This is a genomic window from Streptomyces pratensis, assembly GCF_016804005.1.
GTDB lineage: Bacteria > Actinomycetota > Actinomycetes > Streptomycetales > Streptomycetaceae > Streptomyces > Streptomyces pratensis_A.
In genome coordinates, this window is sequence record NZ_CP051486.1 from 1,809,986 (window position 1) to 1,826,497 (window position 16,512).

General features: G+C 71.3%; 16 protein-coding genes and 1 pseudogene. 5 read left to right on the forward strand and 12 right to left on the reverse strand.

Going from position 1 to position 16,512, the window contains the following annotated elements:
• The first annotated feature begins 1 nt into the window (after position 1).
• From HED23_RS08100 to HED23_RS08110, 3 genes are all read left to right on the forward strand, one after another.
• Positions 2-1,027 carry an ABC transporter ATP-binding protein gene (locus tag HED23_RS08100; RefSeq protein WP_203182722.1) on the forward strand — a complete coding sequence of 342 codons (1,026 nt, stop codon included), beginning with the start codon at positions 2-4 and terminating at the stop codon, positions 1,025-1,027.
• A gap of 305 nt (positions 1,028-1,332) precedes the next feature.
• A complete protein-coding gene (locus HED23_RS08105; RefSeq protein ID WP_203182723.1) occupies positions 1,333-1,647 on the forward strand; it encodes a DUF1330 domain-containing protein in 315 nt (104 codons plus the stop codon).
• 606 nt (positions 1,648-2,253) lie between these two features.
• The gene (locus HED23_RS08110) at positions 2,254-2,706 is read left to right on the forward strand and encodes an SRPBCC family protein (RefSeq protein ID WP_203182724.1); all 453 of its coding nucleotides are present in this window, start codon (positions 2,254-2,256) and stop codon (positions 2,704-2,706) included.
• A 17-nt stretch (positions 2,707-2,723) separates the two neighbouring features.
• On the opposite strand, the gene HED23_RS08115 is transcribed toward HED23_RS08110, so the two are convergent.
• The 5 genes from HED23_RS08115 to HED23_RS08135 form a co-directional block, all read right to left on the reverse strand.
• Entirely contained in the window at positions 2,724-3,842 is a 1,119-nt protein-coding gene (locus tag HED23_RS08115; RefSeq protein WP_203182725.1) for an LOG family protein, read from the reverse strand.
• Between the two features lie 34 nt (positions 3,843-3,876).
• Positions 3,877-5,040 carry a hypothetical protein gene (locus HED23_RS08120; RefSeq protein ID WP_203182726.1) on the reverse strand — a complete coding sequence of 388 codons (1,164 nt, stop codon included), beginning with the start codon at positions 5,038-5,040 and terminating at the stop codon, positions 3,877-3,879.
• The gene (locus tag HED23_RS08125) at positions 5,022-5,759 is read right to left on the reverse strand and encodes an ABC transporter ATP-binding protein (protein WP_203182727.1); all 738 of its coding nucleotides are present in this window, start codon (positions 5,757-5,759) and stop codon (positions 5,022-5,024) included. The genes HED23_RS08120 and HED23_RS08125 overlap by 19 nt, the downstream gene beginning before the upstream one ends.
• A gap of 223 nt (positions 5,760-5,982) precedes the next feature.
• Positions 5,983-7,362 (reverse strand): aspartate aminotransferase family protein, encoded by a 1,380-nt coding sequence (locus HED23_RS08130; RefSeq protein WP_203182728.1) that lies wholly within the window; start codon positions 7,360-7,362, stop codon positions 5,983-5,985.
• Entirely contained in the window at positions 7,347-7,853 is a 507-nt protein-coding gene (locus HED23_RS08135; protein WP_203182729.1) for an Lrp/AsnC family transcriptional regulator, read from the reverse strand. Before HED23_RS08135 ends, HED23_RS08130 begins: the two co-directional genes overlap by 16 nt.
• 162 nt (positions 7,854-8,015) lie before the next feature.
• On the opposite strand from HED23_RS08135, the gene HED23_RS08140 reads away from it, so the two are divergent.
• Positions 8,016-9,455, forward strand: a complete 1,440-nt coding sequence (locus HED23_RS08140) for a gamma-aminobutyraldehyde dehydrogenase (RefSeq protein ID WP_203182730.1) — start codon at positions 8,016-8,018, stop codon at positions 9,453-9,455.
• 238 nt (positions 9,456-9,693) lie between these two features.
• On the opposite strand, the gene HED23_RS08145 is transcribed toward HED23_RS08140, so the two are convergent.
• On the reverse strand, positions 9,694-9,951 hold the full coding sequence (locus HED23_RS08145) for a hypothetical protein (RefSeq protein WP_203182731.1): 258 nt from the start codon (positions 9,949-9,951) through the stop codon (positions 9,694-9,696).
• A gap of 115 nt (positions 9,952-10,066) precedes the next feature.
• Between HED23_RS08145 and HED23_RS08150 the strand changes: the two are divergent.
• Positions 10,067-10,569, forward strand: a pseudogene (locus HED23_RS08150) (hypothetical protein).
• Between the two features lies 1 nt (position 10,570).
• On the opposite strand, the gene HED23_RS08155 reads toward HED23_RS08150, so the two are convergent.
• The 6 genes from HED23_RS08155 to HED23_RS08180 form a co-directional block, all read right to left on the reverse strand.
• Positions 10,571-11,776: a serine hydrolase domain-containing protein gene (locus HED23_RS08155; RefSeq protein ID WP_203182732.1), complete on the reverse strand. Its 1,206-nt coding sequence runs from the start codon at positions 11,774-11,776 to the stop codon at positions 10,571-10,573.
• A gap of 73 nt (positions 11,777-11,849) precedes the next feature.
• The gene (locus tag HED23_RS08160; protein ID WP_203182733.1) at positions 11,850-12,581 is read right to left on the reverse strand and encodes a response regulator; all 732 of its coding nucleotides are present in this window, start codon (positions 12,579-12,581) and stop codon (positions 11,850-11,852) included.
• On the reverse strand, positions 12,578-13,771 hold the full coding sequence (locus HED23_RS08165; RefSeq protein ID WP_203182734.1) for a sensor histidine kinase: 1,194 nt from the start codon (positions 13,769-13,771) through the stop codon (positions 12,578-12,580). The genes HED23_RS08160 and HED23_RS08165 overlap by 4 nt, the downstream gene beginning before the upstream one ends.
• A gap of 19 nt (positions 13,772-13,790) precedes the next feature.
• Positions 13,791-14,597 (reverse strand): SAM-dependent methyltransferase, encoded by an 807-nt coding sequence (locus HED23_RS08170; protein ID WP_203182735.1) that lies wholly within the window; start codon positions 14,595-14,597, stop codon positions 13,791-13,793.
• 51 nt (positions 14,598-14,648) lie between these two features.
• The gene (locus HED23_RS08175; protein ID WP_203182736.1) at positions 14,649-15,353 is read right to left on the reverse strand and encodes a glycerophosphodiester phosphodiesterase; all 705 of its coding nucleotides are present in this window, start codon (positions 15,351-15,353) and stop codon (positions 14,649-14,651) included.
• A 22-nt stretch (positions 15,354-15,375) separates the two neighbouring features.
• Positions 15,376-16,410 carry an adenosine deaminase gene (locus HED23_RS08180; RefSeq protein ID WP_203182737.1) on the reverse strand — a complete coding sequence of 345 codons (1,035 nt, stop codon included), beginning with the start codon at positions 16,408-16,410 and terminating at the stop codon, positions 15,376-15,378.
• Positions 16,411-16,512: the final 102 nt, after the last annotated feature.

Genomic DNA, 16,512 nt, shown 5'->3' on the forward strand with positions numbered 1-16,512 from the left:
GATGCTGGCAGTGGAGTCGGCCACGGTCCGGTTCGGGAAGCGGACCGCACTGGACGCCGTGGACCTGGATGTCGCGGACCACGAGATCGTCTGTGTCCTGGGGCCGAGCGGCAGCGGCAAGTCGACGCTGCTGAGGGCTGTGGCCGGGCTGCAGCCGCTGGACGGCGGACGGGTGTTCCTGGACGGCACCGACCAGGCGCGGCTGCCCGTACACCGGCGCGGACTCGGCCTGATGTTCCAGGACCACCAGCTCTTCCCGCACCGGGACGTCGGCGCCAACGTCGCCTTCGGGCTGAGGATGCACGGCGTCCCCCGCGCCGAGCGTGACCGCAGGGCAGGTGAACTCCTCGACCTGGTCGGCCTCCCGGGGGCGGACCGGCGGGCCGTCGCCGCCCTGTCCGGCGGTGAACAGCAGCGCGTCGCCCTCGCCCGGGCCCTGGCCCCCCGCCCGAAGCTGCTGATGCTGGACGAACCGCTGGGGCAGCTGGACCGGAGCCTGCGCGAAAGGCTCGTCGTCGAACTGCGGACCCTCTTCGGCCGGCTGGGCACCACCGTGCTCGCCGTCACCCACGACCAGGGCGAGGCCTTCGCGCTCGCCGACCGGGTCGTGGTCATGCGGGACGGGCGGATCGCCCAGGCAGGCACCCCGCTCGAGGTCTGGCAGCACCCCGCCTCGGCCTTCGTCGCCCGCTTCCTCGGATTCGACAACCTGGTGGACGCCACGGTCACGGGCACGGCCGCCGCGACGGTCTGGGGCAAGGTACCGGTGCCCGAGGGCTCGCCCCAGGGCGACTGCGAGCTGCTCGTGCGGCCGGGCGGTGTGCGGATCGGCGGCCCGAAGGAGGGCCTGCGCTGCACGGTCGGCGTACGCACCTTCCGCGGCCACCATGTCACCGTCATCCTGCATCCCGGCGACGGGCCGTCCCTGGAGGCGGAGTGCGGTCTGCGGGACACCCCGGAGGAGGGCTCCGTCGTGGGCGTGACGTTCGACCAGGCTGAGACGGTCGTCCTTCCCCCGGCCCGCTAGGCGGCCGGACCACCCCGACCGGTGGCGCCCGTACGCGCTCTTCCCGGAATCCGAAGCGTCCGGCCTTCCCGCCAAGGCACCCCGGTCTCTGCCCTGTTGATACCGATCGCCGGTCGGATCACTTCGTCCTGGCCTGCTTCGGCCGGTGCCCCACTGCGGCGTGAGGACATGGTAGAGATCGAAGAGGTGGGAAGGGGGCGCGGCCCCACCACCCGGCCGCGTCGCCCGCCGTCGAACAGCGAGGCGGTGACCAGCCGTCTGTACCGTGACCCCGGCGAAGCCGTACCCGAGGAACGAGGAATCGCATGCCCGCCTACGTGATCGTCAACGCCGATGTGCTCGACGAGGAGGCCGCCCTGTCCTATGCCTCCGTGGCCCAGAGGTCCGTGCTCGGCCACGGTGGCCGGTACCTGGTGGCGGGCCCCACGCCCGAGCCGGTCGAAGGCACCTGGGACTCCGCCCGGTTACTGGTGATCGAGTTCCCCGACATGGACCGGATCAGGCAGTGGTACAGCTCCCCCGAGTACCGGCGGGCCATGGAGATACGGGAGGGCAAGGTCCTGGTGGGGATGCTGTTCGTCGAGGGCTCGCCGCCCGAGGGCTTCTCCCTCCCGGCTTAGCCGTGCTGCCGGCGCGGCGGGCGGCGATGACGCCGTGAAGGGCCCGCGGCGCACCGGACGGCCACTGCCGGCGCGCGGGATCGACCGCGGAGGGACGGCGGTGCCGGCCCCCCCTGCCCGCACCACCGGCGTGCGGACGGCGGTGCCGCCCCCCACCCACCCGCACCACCGGTGTGCGGGGGCCGCAGGTCCACGATGCCCGGGTCTTCGCAGCGGCCGGCCTCTCGGCGATGCCCTGCCGCACCACGCGCGTCGGCCCGCAGGCGGCGGGCCCGGGGATCGCCCTCCTCGAGGTGGCCGCACGGGAGCCGTCCGTCCCCACCGGTCACCCGGGCGGGCCCGATGCCGTGCGCGACGGGGACGGTCCGCTCCGTGGTCGGCATGGACGTGCCCGCGGTGGCGGCCCTGCTCCTCGCGCCCCTGAGGGCGACGCCCGCGCTGCGGCCGACAGGGGAGCGGCCGGTCGACGGGGGCGCCGCCGACCAGGGGAGCGGGGGGCGGCAACGGGTCCGTGCCGAGCGGGTGGGAGTGTTCGTGCGACCGGCTGGCGGGCCTTCCCGTGGCGTGGTCCCCTGTACACGGAATCGTCCGGAAGGGGCAGGGGCCATGTCGCAGTCGGCGCGCGAGGGCATCGACATCACCCGTGTCGTCGCGGCGCCACGGGACCGCGTCTTCGAAGCCTGGACGGTACCCGAGGACTTCGCCGCCTGGTACGGGGGCGACGCCGATGTGCCGCTCGACCGGGTGTCGATGGATGTCACGCCGGGTGGTGAGTGGAGCCTGGTCATGGTGGTGCCCGGCGCGGAGATGCCCTTCCACGGCGTCTACCGGGAGGTGTCAGCTCCCGAGCGGCTCGTCTTCACGCTGAGGGACAGGAGCGCGCCCCCCGGTACCGAGGGCGAGACCGTCACCGTCACCTTCACCGAGAGGAGCCGGAAGTCCACCGAGATGGTCTTCCGGCAGCGCGGCGGCAACCTCACGCCCGAGCAGTACGCGGCGGCCGAGGACGGCTGGGAGGCGTTCTTCGACGCCCTCGACGCCCTGCTCGGCGCCGGCTGAACCCACCGCCGCCCCGGTCAGCCCGTCAGCCGGGCGAGCGCCGGAGCCGCCTCCTCCACCGTGTCGACGAGGGCGATACGGGACTCCATCGCCCGGCCCGCCGCGAGCGCGCTCAGCAGCGGCCAGGCCGGCAGCTTCTCCGTCCAGTGCGCACGGTTCACCAGCACCATCGGTGTGGGCGCGGAACGCGACTCGTAGTAGTTGGGCGTGGCGTTGTCGAAGATCTCCTGCACGGTCCCGGCCGCGCCCGGCAGGAAGATCACTCCGGCCGTGGAGCAGGCGAGCAGGCCGTCCTCGCGCACGGCGTTCGCGAAGTACTTGGCTATGTGGTCCGCGAAGGCGTTCGGCGGTTCGTGGCCGTAGAACCACGTGGGGATCGCGACGGAGGAGCCCCCGTCCGGCCAGCGTTCCCGTACGGCGAAGGCGGCTTTCGCCCAGTCGGTGACCGACGGGTCGAACGACGGCGTCGAGGCGAGCAGTTCGCAGGCCTTCAGCAGCATCGCGTCGGAGTGCGGGGCCGCGTACGCGCCGAGGTTGGCCGCCTCCATGGCACCGGGGCCGCCGCCCGTCGCCACGGTGAGGCCGCCGCGGGCCAGCTCCCTGCCGAGCAGGGCCGCGCCGTGGTAGGCCCCGGAGCCGCGTGCCATGGCGTGGCCGCCCATCACACCCACCACGCGGGCCCCGGCGAGGTGCTCGTCCAGGGCGTCGGAGACCGCGTCGTCGTGGAGCGCCCGCAGCATCGAGGCGAAGACGTCACCGTTCGACTTGGTCAGCTGGAACCAGCCGTACGCCCGCGAGTCCGGCGTCGCCCCGTAACCGCCGTCCGTCAGGCCCTCGTACAGCGCGTCGGGGGTGTAGAGCAGCCCTCGGTACGGGTCGAAGGGAAGGCCCGGCACCGGCGGGAAGACGAAGGCCCCGTCCGCGCGTATCTTCGCCTCCGCGCGGGGTTCCATGCGGCAGCCGAGGAAGACGGCCCCCCGGGTGTCGGTCGTGAGCAGCGCGTCGCCCCGGTCCGTCAGGTCGACGGCCTGGACGCGGTGGCCGGCGAGGGATCCGGCCGCCACTGCCTGGTCGAATGCGGTGAGCGTCTCGATCTCGACGCCTGGCGCGTACGTGTACTCGTCCGTTTTCTCCACGCCGCCATGCTACGTACCGGCTTGGTGGCGGGTGTCACCCCGTCAGAGGCAGTGCTGCCAGCTCCGCGATCGCCCAGGTCAGCGGGGCGAAGGCGGCCAGCAGCACCAGGGCGCGCAGAGAGGCGGCGCCGCGGAGCGCGGTCGCCGGGGCGCCGAGCCGCAGCAGGGTCCTGGCCGTACGGGCACGTGACTGCTTGGCCTCCAGCGCCGTGGTCAGCAGGGTCGCGGTGGTGCAGCCGAGGACGAGTACGGCGCCCAGCGCGGTGAGCGGGCCGAAGGGGCGGGGGCCGCCGGTGTAGAGGACGGACGCCGCGATCACCCCGGACAGCACCGCGCAGACGATGCCCAGCGGACGTCCGATCCGGACCGCCTCGTCCATCAGGACCCGGCCCGCCAGGAGCCGTACGGCTCCCGGGCGCACCGACTGGAGCAGACGTCCGCACAGATGGGTGAGGCCGGGCCCCGCCATGGCCAGGCCGATCGCGGTGAGGGTCCAGCCGGCGAGCACGGCGGCGGGGGCCGAGTCCAGCCGGCCGGGCAGCGGGAAGGGATTGCCCGCCGATCCGCGGCTCGCGTACGCCTCGACCGCGAGCCCGGCCGCGGTGAGTGCGACCCCCCAGGGCAGCCCGGTCGGCGTCGGCGCGGGCGCGAGGTCCTCCTCGGCCTCCTGGGCGTCGGACGGCGCGACCGGCCTCGAGCGCAGCGCGAGTCCGCCGGCCGCGGACGAGGCCAGCGGAACCAGGGCCAGCAGGGTGAGAGCCGCGCCGAGGGGCAGCGGGGTGCCCGCGCCGAGGAACTCGGCCGCACCGCCGTCGAAGGGCAGCCCCGTCAGATCGCCGCGGAGATGGAGGAAGAAGAGCAGCGCCACCACCGACCCCAGCGTCGTGGACACCGCCGTCGAGATCGTCGCCAGAACGGCGAGACGGGCAGGCCCGAGACCCGCGGCGAAGAGCCCGGGCCGTGGGCGGGTGCTCGGATCCGTGCGCGCGACCGCCACCGCGAACTGGACGGTCGCGGCGAGCGGGACGGCGCACCACAGCAGCCGCGGTACGGAGGTCGATGCGTTCGCCGGGTGCCCGGAGGCGTACCCCAGGGTGCACAGGAGCAGGAATCCCACCCCGGCCGATGCGGCGGCCAGGAGTAGACGCCGCATGAGGACCAGAGGGTGCGAGCCGCGGGTCAGACGGAGAGCGAGCACGCCGAGCGGCCTTCCGTATCGGACGCGGCGGGCAGGGAGACCGTGGTGACGCGGCGGCCGTCCAGCATGCTGACCACCCGGTCGGCGAGTGCGGCGACCTCCGCGTCATGGGTGGCGAGCACGACCGTGATCCCGTGGGACCTCGCCGCCGTGGTGAGAGTGCGAAGGAGTTGGGCGCGCTCGGCGTGGTGCAGCGTCGCGGTCGGCTCGTCCGCGAAGATCACGGACGGTGACGCGGTGAGCGCCCGGGCCACGGAGATCCGCTGGCGCTGCGACTGGAGCAGGGCGTGGGGCCGCTTCCTGGCGAGCGGGCCGATGTCCAGGCGCTCCAGCCACTCGGTGGCCGCCTTCTTCGCCGCCCGGTGCGAGACCCCTCGCAGCAGCAGCGGCAGTGCCGCGTTCTCCCAGGTGCTGAGCTCGGGCACGAGCTGGGGCTCGGCCGCGATCCAGCCGAATCTGTCCCGGCGGAGCTGTTCGCGCAGCCGGGGACCCATGGTGTGCACGGGCACGCTGTTGAACCAGACCTCGCCCTGCTCGGGCACCAGCTGGCCGGAGAGGCAGTGCAGCAGCGTCGTCTTCCCGGATCCGCGGGGCCCGGTCACGGCGAGGACCTCGCCGTCGCGGACACCGAGGGAGACACCGGCGAGCCCCGGTGTTCCGTTGTGGGAATGGTGCAGGGAGCGTGCCCAGATCACGTCGTTGTCGGGCGGGGCCACCATGGCGTACACCTCGGTTCGGATCAGTTTTCTGTCCCCCGTACGGGGGGACGGATTCAACGAAAAAGAGGCCGATCGGTCACTCGGCACGCTAGGCAGCCGGACCGGGGTGTCGGGACAGCACACGGCCCGGATGCACCCCTTCTCACTCGAACGGGTGCATCCGGGCCGTGTAGACCGTATGAAACGACTTTCGTGACGGTGTTCTCCGGTGGCCGGAGGACAGTCAGAGCTTCTTCCAGGCCTCCGTCAGGACACCGCGGAGGATGCCCTCGATCTCGTCGAAGGTCGACTGGTCGGAGATCAGCGGCGGCGCGAGCTGGACGACCGGGTCGCCGCGGTCGTCGGCCCGGCAGTAGAGGCCGTTCTCGTACAGCGCCTTGGAGAGGAAGCCGTACAGGACGCGCTCGGTCTCCTCGTCGGTGAACGTCTCCTTGGTGGCCTTGTCCTTGACCAGCTCGATGCCGTAGAAGAAGCCGTTGCCACGGACGTCGCCGACGATCGGCAGGTCGTGCAGCTTCTGCAGCGTCGTCAGGAACGCGTTCTCGTTGTCCAGGACGTGCTGGTTGAGGCCTTCGCGCTCGAAGATGTCGAGGTTGGCGAGACCGACCGCGGCCGAGACGGGGTGGCCGCCGAAGGTGTAGCCGTGCAGGAAGGTGTTGTCGCCCTCGTAGAACGGCTCGGCCAGCCGGTCGGAGATGATGCACGCGCCGATGGGGGAGTAGCCCGAGGTCATGCCCTTGGCGCAGGTGATCATGTCCGGTACGTAGCCGAACTTGTCGCAGGCGAACATCGTGCCGAGACGGCCGAACGCGCAGATGACCTCGTCGGAGACGAGCAGCACGTCGTACCGGTCGCAGATCTCGCGCACCCGCTGGAAGTATCCGGGCGGCGGCGGGAAGCAGCCGCCGGCGTTCTGCACGGGCTCCAGGAAGACCGCGGCGACGGTGTCCGGTCCTTCGAAGAGGATCTGCTGCTCGATCTGGTCGGCGGCCCAGCGGCCGAACGCCTCGGGGTCGTCGCCGAAGAGCGGCGCGCGGTAGATGTTGGTGTTGGGCACCTTGTGGGCGCCGGGGACCAGCGGCTCGAACGGGGCCTTGAGCGCGGGCAGGCCGGTGATCGACAGGGCGCCCTGCGGGGTGCCGTGATAGGCCACGGCGCGCGAGATGACCTTGTACTTGGTCGGCTTGCCCTTGAGCTTGAAGTACTGCTTGGCCAGCTTCCAGGCCGTCTCCACGGCCTCGCCGCCGCCGGTGGTGAAGAAGACCTTGTTGAGGTCGCCCGGCGCGTGGTGGGCGAGCCGCTCGGCGAGCTCGACGGCCTTGGGGTGGGCGTACGACCACACCGGGAAGAAGGCCAGCTCCTGCGCCTGCTTGTACGCCGTCTCGGCGAGCTCGTGCCGGCCGTGTCCGGCGTTGACCACGAAGAGGCCGGAGAGGCCGTCGAGGTAGCGCTTGCCCTTGTCGTCGTAGATGTAGGTGCCCTCGCCACGCACGATGGTGGGGACGGGCGCGTTCTCGTAGTCCGACATGCGGGTGAAGTGCATCCACAGGTGGTCGTACGCGGTTCGGCTCAGGTCCTTGCTCACGGCTATCGGGTTCCCCACATGTAGGTCTGCTTCTTGAGCTTGAGGTAGACGAAGCTCTCGGTGGAGCGCACTCCGGGTATCGCGCGGATGCGTTTGTTGATCGTCTCCAGCAGGTGGTCGTCGTCCTCGCAGACGATCTCCACCATGAGGTCGAAGGAGCCCGCGGTCATCACCACGTACTCGCACTCGGCCATGGCCGACAGGGCCCCGGCCACGGGGTCGAGGTCACCCTCGACGTTGATCCCGACCATCGCCTGGCGCCGCAGCCCCACGGTGAGCGGGTCCGTGACGGCGACGATCTGCATCACGCCCTGATCGAGCAGCTTCTGCACGCGCTGGCGTACGGCCGCTTCGGAGAGGCCCACGGCCTTGCCGATCGCGGCGTAAGGGCGGCGCCCGTCCTCCTGGAGCTGCTCGATGATTGCGAGGGATACGGCATCGACCGCTGGGGGCGATCCGTTCCCGGTCCTGGAGTCTGCGCTGCGACTGGCCACGCCTCTACTCTGCACCGCGCCTCGTCTGTCTGGCAAGCCCGAATCGATGAAATTCGTTGTCTGAGAGGCCCAATCTAACTGAATCCGAAGTTCGCGGCGGGTGGGTATGTCGAAAGCGTCACCCAACGGTTTAGTGTGGAAGTCTCACCCATCGGACAGCCGACAGGAGGGGTGGTTGTGACCACCGAGGTGCGCCGTCTGCGCAACTACATCAACGGAGAGTTCCGGGACGCCGCGGACGGGCGGACCATCGACGTGGTCAACCCGGTGACGGAAGAGGTCTACGCGACCTCGCCGCTCTCCGGACAGGCCGACGTCGACGCCGCCATGTCCGCCGCGGCCGCCGCGTTCCCCGCCTGGCGTGACGTGACGCCCGCCGAGCGCCAGAAGGCCCTGCTGAAGATCGCGGACGCCTTCGAGGAGCGCGCGGAGGACCTCGTCGCGGCCGAGTCGGAGAACACCGGCAAACCGCTGGAACTCACCCGCACCGAAGAGATCCCGCCGATGGTGGACCAGATCCGCTTCTTCGCGGGCGCCGCCCGGCTGCTCGAAGGCCGCTCGGCCGGCGAGTACATGGAGGGCCTCACCTCCATCGTCCGCCGTGAGCCGGTGGGGGTATGTGCCCAGGTCGCCCCGTGGAACTACCCGATGATGATGGCCGTGTGGAAATTCGCCCCGGCGCTGGCAGCGGGCAACACCGTCGTGATCAAGCCCTCGGACACCACTCCGGCGTCGACCGTGCTGATCGCCGAGATCATCGGGCAGATCCTCCCCAAGGGCGTCTTCAACGTCATCTGCGGTGACCGTGACACCGGCCGCGCGATGGTCGAGCACCCGACCCCGGCGATGGCCTCCATCACCGGCTCGGTGCGGGCGGGCATGCAGGTCGCCGAGTCGGCGGCCAAGGACGTCAAGCGGGTCCATCTGGAGCTCGGCGGCAAGGCTCCCGTCGTGGTGTTCGAGGACACCGACATCGCCAAGGCCGTCGAGGGCATCTCCGTCGCGGGCTACTTCAACGCCGGCCAGGACTGTACGGCCGCCACCCGTGTCATGGTCCACGAGTCCATCCACGACGAGTTCGTCACCGCGCTCGCCAAGGCCGCGGCCGACACGAAGACCGGTCTGCCGGACGACGAGGACGTGCTGTACGGCCCGCTGAACAACGCCAACCAGCTGGCGCAGGTCAGCGGCTTCATCGAGCGGCTCCCCGCACACGCCAAGGTCGAGGCGGGCGGCCACCGGGTCGGCGACAAGGGGTACTTCTACGCCCCGACCGTCGTCTCGGGCCTCCGGCAGGACGACGAGATCATCCAGCACGAGGTCTTCGGGCCCGTCATCACCGTCCAGTCCTTCACGGACGAGACCCAGGCCGTCGAGTACGCCAACGGCGTCGAATACGCCCTGGCCTCCTCGGTGTGGACCAAGGACCACTCCCGTGCGATGCGGATGTCCAAGCAGCTCGACTTCGGCTGCGTGTGGATCAACACCCACATCCCGCTCGTCGCCGAGATGCCGCACGGCGGGTTCAAGAAGTCCGGCTACGGCAAGGACCTCTCCGCGTACGGCTTCGAGGACTACACCCGGATCAAGCACGTCATGACGTCGCTCGACGGCTGAGCCGTATTGCTCGTTCCGACGGCCCCGGGCTCCGGCCCGGGGCCGCCGGCGTGCTCAGGGGCGGAGGGGCCTGAGCACGCGGTCGTGTCCTGTGGACACGGCGGCGGGCGTGATGCCCGAGGGGGCGCCGAGATCCGGGTCGGAGCACCTCGTGATCCCGGCCCTCGCCGGCCACCGGTGCGGCCGGGTGTTACGCCGAGAGGCTCGTCGGCCACCGCCACGGTCCGGGGTACGGCTCTCAGTCGAAGATGTCGTACGTCCGCCGGTAGATCGCGTCGGTGTGGTCCCGCACACATCCTGGTACACGTCCGCCGGCAGAGGTGGTGGCGGCTGCACGGTCGTGGGCAGGTCGAGGAGCGTGCCGTGGAGCGGGGACATGGAGCGGGAACACGATGCGGCAGTCGGATCGCATTACGGCGTCGAGACCGTCCTTGTCCTTGACGCTCGCCACGACCGGGTGCTGCTCCAGGAGCGATGGCGGTGGGGTGGTGTCCATGATGTCTCCTGGGCGCGGCTCAGCGAAGTTCCTCCTCGGCGTACGGCCAGGGGCGCGCTGACGCATGACCGAACCCTGTTTTTGAACGTGTTCATGATGGGCGTACGCTGCGGCCATGAGCGAGCGAGCCCTCTCGCGGCGCATACGCGTGTGGTTGGTCGTGTTCATCGTCTGTCTGGTGCTCAGCGGGCTGACCGCCTTCCCGCTGGTCACCGAACTCCGCTGGGCCGATGACCTGTTGAAGTCCTCCGCCTCTCCCGTGCCCGAGCACCTCCCGGCCCTGACGGAGTGGATCACCCGGGTCCGCACCGGCCTCGACGAGGCCGACGCGAACCATCCCTTCGTCCTGTACGGCACCGACTGGCTGGCCTTCGCCCACCTCGTCATCGCCGTCGCCTTCTACGGCCCCTACCGTGACCCGGTCCGCAACATCTGGGTGATCGAGTTCGGCATGATCGCCTGTGCCGGGATCATTCCGCTCGCCCTGATCTGCGGGCCGATCAGGGACATCCCCTTCTGGTGACCGTGATCGACATGTCCTTCGGAGTCTTCGGGGTCATCCCCCTGCTCGTCGTCCGCCGCATGATCAAGCGACTGGAGGCGGCCGTGCCGGCGTGAGTCATCCCGCCGGCGGGGCTCCGAACGCCGCCACGACGACGTCCTTCGCCGTGGCGTTCATCTCTCTGCCCTTCGCATCGGTGGAGTTGACGCTGTAGACCAGCGTCCTGGAGAGGTCGCGGGTGGCCGCCACCAACGTGTTGTAGCCCCAGCGGCCGCCCGACTTCCCCCACACCTCACGCCCGCCCAGGGTCTGTACGCTCAGCCCCGCGCTGAACTGGGCGGGACCGCCCGTCTGATACGTACGCACAGAGGCGTCGGGCAGGGTGAACATCTCCTCCAGCAGGGGGCCGCGCACGACCTTGCCCGCGAACAGCGCCCGGGTGAAGCGCTCGAGATCGGCCGTGGTCGAGATGATGTCCCCGGCAGCCCAGGCGTCGGTCGTGCCCCACACCGTCACGTCCCGCAGTTCCGTGCCACCGTCCGGGGCGGCGAACAGCTGATACCCGTGGTTGTGCGGTCCCCGGATCTCCGGGTCGGTGCCGGGGAACGACGTGGAGCGCATCCCCAGCGGACGCAGGACGCGCTTGCCCACCTGGTGGGCGTACGGGTCGCCGGTCACCTTCTCGATCAGCAGCCCCAGCACGGTGTAGCCGATGTTGAGGTAGTGCTGGCTGCGGCCGGGCACGAACTCGGGATCCTTCGCCGTGGCGGAGGCGACCATGCCGCGCGGTGTGTGCGGGTCGAAGCGGTGGGCGTACGCCTCCTCCATGGTGCCGCCGGGCAGATCCGGCGCGGGTATGCCGCTGGTGTGGTTGAGCAGCTGCCGGACGGTGACCCCTCCGTACGCCGCCGGGATCAGATCCGGGAGGTAGTGCCTGGCCGTCCGGTCGAGGTCCAGCTTCCGCTCCCCGGCCAGCTGCAGGACCGTGGCGGCGGTGAAGACCTTGGTCACCGAGCCGGCCCGGAAGCGTGCCGACGGGTCGGCCGGACGGTTCGAGACGAGGTCGTGCACGCCCGAGCTGCCGCGCCACCTGCCGTCGGTGCCGCCGACCCTTACGAGCGCGGCAGTGGCGTCGTCGGCGGGCAGACCGGAGATCGCCGCGCCGAGGGCTTCGGCATCCGCCTCGGGGACGCCGTGTGTGTCCGCGCCGGCCGCGTGCGCAGGCGCGGCGGTGACGTTCGCGTAGGCCGCCGGGGCGGCGGGCCCGGCTGCGACGCCGAGGACCAGGGCCGCGGCGAGGAGTGCGCGGGTGCGTGTGTTCATCGGATGCCTCCGGGGAGATGAAGTCCGTAACTGCTCGACGGCTCCATCCTGTTGATCCGGGGGCCCCGGCGGATCACCCGAGCGAGGGGTCCTGGGAGGGAGGTCTTCTCACCCGGGCGGGGGAGACGGCCAAGGCCTCTCCCCCGGGCGAGGGAGCGACGAGCCCCGTCTCGTAGGCGCAGATGACGGCCTGGACGCGGTCCCGTAGGCCGAGCTTGGACAGCACGTTGCCCACATGGGTCTTCACCGTGTGCTCGCTGACCACGAGAGCCGCGGAGATCTCCGCGTTGGAGAGCCCCCGCGCCAGGTGCAGAAGAGTCTCGCGCTCACGGGCGGTGAGCGCGTCCAGCAGCCCCGGCTCCGCGGCGGATCGCCCGGGAGACGGCCGTGAGGTGAATTCCGCGATCAGCCGGCGGGCGACGGACGGCGCGACCAACGAGTCGCCCGCCGCCACCACCCGTACCGCGTGCACCAGGTCGTCCCGCCGGACGTCCTTCAGGAGGAAACCGCTCGCGCCCGCGTGCAGCGCCTCGTAGACGTACTCGTCCGAGTCGAAAGTGGTCAGCATCACCGTGCGGCAGGTACTCACGGCGCTGATCGCCCGGCAGGCCTCGATGCCGTCCATGACGGGCATCCGGACGTCCAGCAGCGCGACGTCGGGCCGTAGCCCGCGCACCGCGTCGAGAGCCTGCGCGCCGTCCCCCGCCTCGGCGAGCACCTCGATGTCCGGCTGCGCGTCGAGGATCATCGCGAAGCCGCTGCGCACCAGCTCCTGGTCGTCCGCCACCACCACACGGATCGTCAACTGCCCACCCCCTCTGGCGAGGTTACAAGGGGCATGACGACGAGCACCTGGAACCCCCGGCCCCCGGGGCCCGCGCCGGCCGTGGCCTTCCCGCCGTGCGCCGCGGCCCGTTCCCGGATGCCGACCAGCCCCAGGCCGGTGGTGGTGCCGGGCCCCCGGCCGTCGTCCGTCACGGTGACGGTCAGCTCCGCCGGAGCGTGGGCCAGCTCCACCGTCACACGGCTCGCGTGGGAGTGTCTGACAACGTTCGTCAGCGCCTCCTGCACGATCCGGTAGACCGTGGCCTCGGTGTCCGCGGACAGCGGCCGCGGCCGGCCCGTCACCGTGTACGTGACCTCGGGCCCGCCGGAACGCACTCGTTCCAGCAGATCCGGCAGCTCCGCCAGCGCGGGCTGCGGGGCACGCGGCGCCCGCACGTCGGCCGGGCCTTCCTCCCGGAGCACCCCGAGCATGCGGCGCAGTTGCACCATCGCGTCCCTGCCGGTCTCCGAGATGGCGTCGAACGCGGCCTCCGCGCGTTCCGGCGCCGTACGCACGGCCACCGGACCGGCCTCCGCCTGCACGATCATCAGGCTCACCGCGTGGGAGAGGATGTCGTGCATCTCGCGGGCGATCCTGGCCCGCTCCCGGGCGGCCGCCCGCTCGGCCTCGATCCGGTGGGTCACCTCCAGCTGCCGTGCCCTGTCCTCCATGGCCCGGATGTAGGCCTTGCGGGTGTGGGTGAACCGTCCGAAGGCGTAGGAGGCGGCGAACACGAACAGGGAGAACAGCAGCTCCCTGGCCTCGCCCGTGTTCCACGCCACCGACGGGAAGACCGCCGCCAGCACCAGCACGGCGACCGCCAGCCGCCGCCGTGGCGGGGACAGCTCGGCCACCGTGTAGAAGGCCACCAGCCCGGTGTACGGCAGGGGCTGCCCCGGGCCGTCCACGGTGAACGTGTACAGGGCACCGGCCGCGAGCACCGCGATCAGGACGGCGACCGGCGCGCGCCGCCTGGCCACCAGCGGCAGCACGGTCAGCGTCGTCAGCCCGTACGACGCCCAGGTGGCCGGCGGCAGACCGGCCGAGCGGGGAACCACGAAGGGCATGGTCATCGCGGCCTGCACCAGCAGCGCGATGCCGATGTCGGTGACCCACGCCTCGCGCGGGAGCCATCCGCCCCCCGGTCTCCGCACCCAGGACCTCCACATGGGAATCGGGCTCTCCGCCTCAGGGCTTCCGGCCCACCGCGCCGAACTGGGCCACCTCGGGGGTCCGCCCGGCGGAGCCCGCCCGCCACCTGGAGCAGGACACGACGCCCGGCTCCAGGACGTCCAGACCGTCGAGGAACGAGGCGAACTCGAAGCTGCTGCGGGCGGTGATCGGCGGGGTGGCGTTCTCGTTCCAGAAGCGCATCGCCGCCTCGTTGCCCTCGCCGCCCAGCTCGAGCGTGGGATGGGTCAGCACCAGATGGCTGCCGGACGGCAGGGCGTCCATCAGCTTCGCCACGATGCCCCGGGCCTCGTCCGTGTCCAGGACGAAGTTCAGGATGCCGAGCATCATCACCGCGACCGGGCGCCCGAGGTCCAGGGTGTGTCCGGCGGCGCGCAGGATCCGCTCCGGATCCCGGGCGTCCGCCTCGACGTACTCGGTGGAGCCCTCGGGTGAGCTGGTGAGCAGGGAGCGCGCGTGCGCCAGGACGATCGGGTCGTTGTCGACGTAGACCACACGTGCGTCGGGCGCGGTGTGCTGGGCGACCTCGTGGGTGTTGTCCGCGGTCGGCAGCCCCGTGCCTATGTCGAGGAACTGGCCGATCCCCACGTCACCGGCCAGATGGCGCACCACCCGGCCCAGGAACGCCCGGTCCGCGCGGGCCACTTCACCGATGCTCGGATACATGCCGGTGACCCGTTCGCCCACCGCGCGGTCGACGGGGTAGTTGTCACCGCCGCCCAGCCAGTAGTTCCACACCCGGGCGTTGTGGGCGATGTCGGCACGGACACGGGAGGGCGCGGTTCGTCGGCCGGGCTCGGTCACGTCAGCTCCTGGGATCACGGACGGTACGGACCGCCCATGATGCCGGACCGATCAAGAGGCCTCACTCGAAAGGGAGTTGGCGAGCTGCGCCCGGAGCGCGTCGATCCGGTTGGTGGTGACCGAGTCGACGCCGTACGCGAGCAGCCGGCGCATCGTGCGCCGGGTGTCCACCGTCCAGGCCGAGACCAGCAGGCCATCGGAGTGGACGCGGTCGGCCAGCTCGCGGGTCAGCAGCCCGAAACGGTAGTTCAGCCAGCGCGGCCGCACCGCTTCGAGCAGGACGGGGCGCGGAGGCGCGAGAGTCGTCCAGGTCAGCGCGATCTCGGCGGACGGATCCGCGGCCCGCACCCGCAGCATCGCGTGCGTGTCCGCGCAGTAGTAGACGCGGTCCCGCGCCCCGCACTCCCGCACGACACCGACGATCTCCCGCACGGACGCGTCGGTCGCGCCGGGCAGGTCGACCATGACGCGTCGGTCGCCGGCGGCGGACAGCGCCTCCCGCAGGGTGGGCACCCCGCCGCCGGTCCTCTCCGTCAACTCCTCGTGGTCCAGGCGGTCGATGCGGATGTCGTGGCCCCACAGGCGTTCCAGTGTGGAGTCGTGGAGCAGCACGGGCGTCCTGTCCCGGGTGACGCGGACGTCGATCTCGACCGCGTCCGCCCCCCGGTCCACGGCTGAGCGGATCGAGGGGAGGGTGTTCTCGCGGGCACGGTAGGGATCGCCGCGATGTGCCACGGCGGTGACGGTGGTGGTCATGGGGCCATTCTGACCGGTGGGATCAGCGCCCCGGGGCCTGGAGCCAGTTCGTCGTGTACGTGTCGATCTCGGCAGCCAGCTTCCGTTTGCCGGCCGGATCCAGGAACGAGGCCTCCACGGCGTTCTTCGCCAGCCCCGCCAGACCGCGCTCGTCGAGGTCGAGCAGCCGGGCCGCCACCCCGTACTCGTTGTTGAGGTCGGTGCCGAACATGGGCGGGTCGTCGCTGTTGACCGTGACGAGCACACCGGCCTCGGCCATTTCCCTTATCGGGTGCCGGTCGATGTCCGTGACCGCCCGGGTGGCGATGTTCGACGTCGGGCACACCTCCAGGGCGATGCGGTGCTCGGCGAGATGGGCCAGCAGCTTCGGATCCTGCGTGGAGCTGGTGCCGTGGCCGATGCGCTCCGCGCGCAGCTCGGTGAGCGCGTCCCACACGGTTCCCGGGCCCGTGGTCTCCCCGGCGTGCGGGACGGAGTGCAGACCCGCGGCGATCGCGCGGTCGAAGTAGGGCTTGAACTGCGGACGGTCCACGCCCGCCTCGGGTCCGCCCAGACCGAAGGAGACCAGGCCCTCGGGCCGCAGGTCGACGGCGAGCCGGGTCGTCTCCTCGGCGGCCTCGAGACCGGCCTCGCCCGGAATGTCGAAGCACCAGCGCAGCACGACCCCGAGCTCGGTCTCCGCGGCCTTGCGGGCGTCCTCGATGGCCTCCATGAAGCCCTGCTCCGGGATACCCCGGCGCGTCGAGCTGAACGGGGTGACGGTCAGCTCCGCGTAGCGGATGTTCTGCCGTGCCATGTCCCGGGCGATCTCGAAGGTCAGCAGCCGGACGTCCTCGGGGGTGCGGACCAGATCCACCACCGAGAGGTAGACGTCGATGAAGTGACCGAAGTCGGTGAAGGTGAAGAAGTCCGAAACCGCCTCCGGGTCCGTGGGGACCTTGGAGTCGGGGTGGTGGGCGGCCAGTTCGGCCACGATGCGGGGCGAGGCCGAACCGACGTGGTGGACGTGGAGCTCGGCCTTGGGCAGCCCCGCGATGAAGGGGTGCAGATCGTTCATCGGATACTCCCGGATCTCTGTTCTCGGCCGGGCGTACCGGCTGCACCGATCATCGTAGGCGGGGCCCTGCGGCCGGATGCCGGGCCGTAGCATGGCGGGACC

Bases quoted from the DNA above. Each gene is read 5' to 3' on its own strand.
- HED23_RS08100 (WP_203182722.1), top strand. From the start codon at position 2: ATGCTGGCAGTGGAGTCGGCCACGGTCCGGTTCGGGAAGCGGACCGCA.
- HED23_RS08105 (WP_203182723.1), top strand. From the start codon at position 1,333: ATGCCCGCCTACGTGATCGTCAACGCCGATGTGCTCGACGAGGAGGCC.
- HED23_RS08110 (WP_203182724.1), top strand. From the start codon at position 2,254: ATGTCGCAGTCGGCGCGCGAGGGCATCGACATCACCCGTGTCGTCGCG.
- HED23_RS08125 (WP_203182727.1), bottom strand. From the start codon at position 5,759: ATGGTGGCCCCGCCCGACAACGACGTGATCTGGGCACGCTCCCTGCAC.
- HED23_RS08145 (WP_203182731.1), bottom strand. From the start codon at position 9,951: ATGGACACCACCCCACCGCCATCGCTCCTGGAGCAGCACCCGGTCGTG.
- HED23_RS08155 (WP_203182732.1), bottom strand. From the start codon at position 11,776: ATGAACACACGCACCCGCGCACTCCTCGCCGCGGCCCTGGTCCTCGGC.
- HED23_RS08165 (WP_203182734.1), bottom strand. From the start codon at position 13,771: ATGTGGAGGTCCTGGGTGCGGAGACCGGGGGGCGGATGGCTCCCGCGC.
- HED23_RS08175 (WP_203182736.1), bottom strand. From the start codon at position 15,353: ATGACCACCACCGTCACCGCCGTGGCACATCGCGGCGATCCCTACCGT.
- HED23_RS08180 (WP_203182737.1), bottom strand. From the start codon at position 16,410: ATGAACGATCTGCACCCCTTCATCGCGGGGCTGCCCAAGGCCGAGCTC.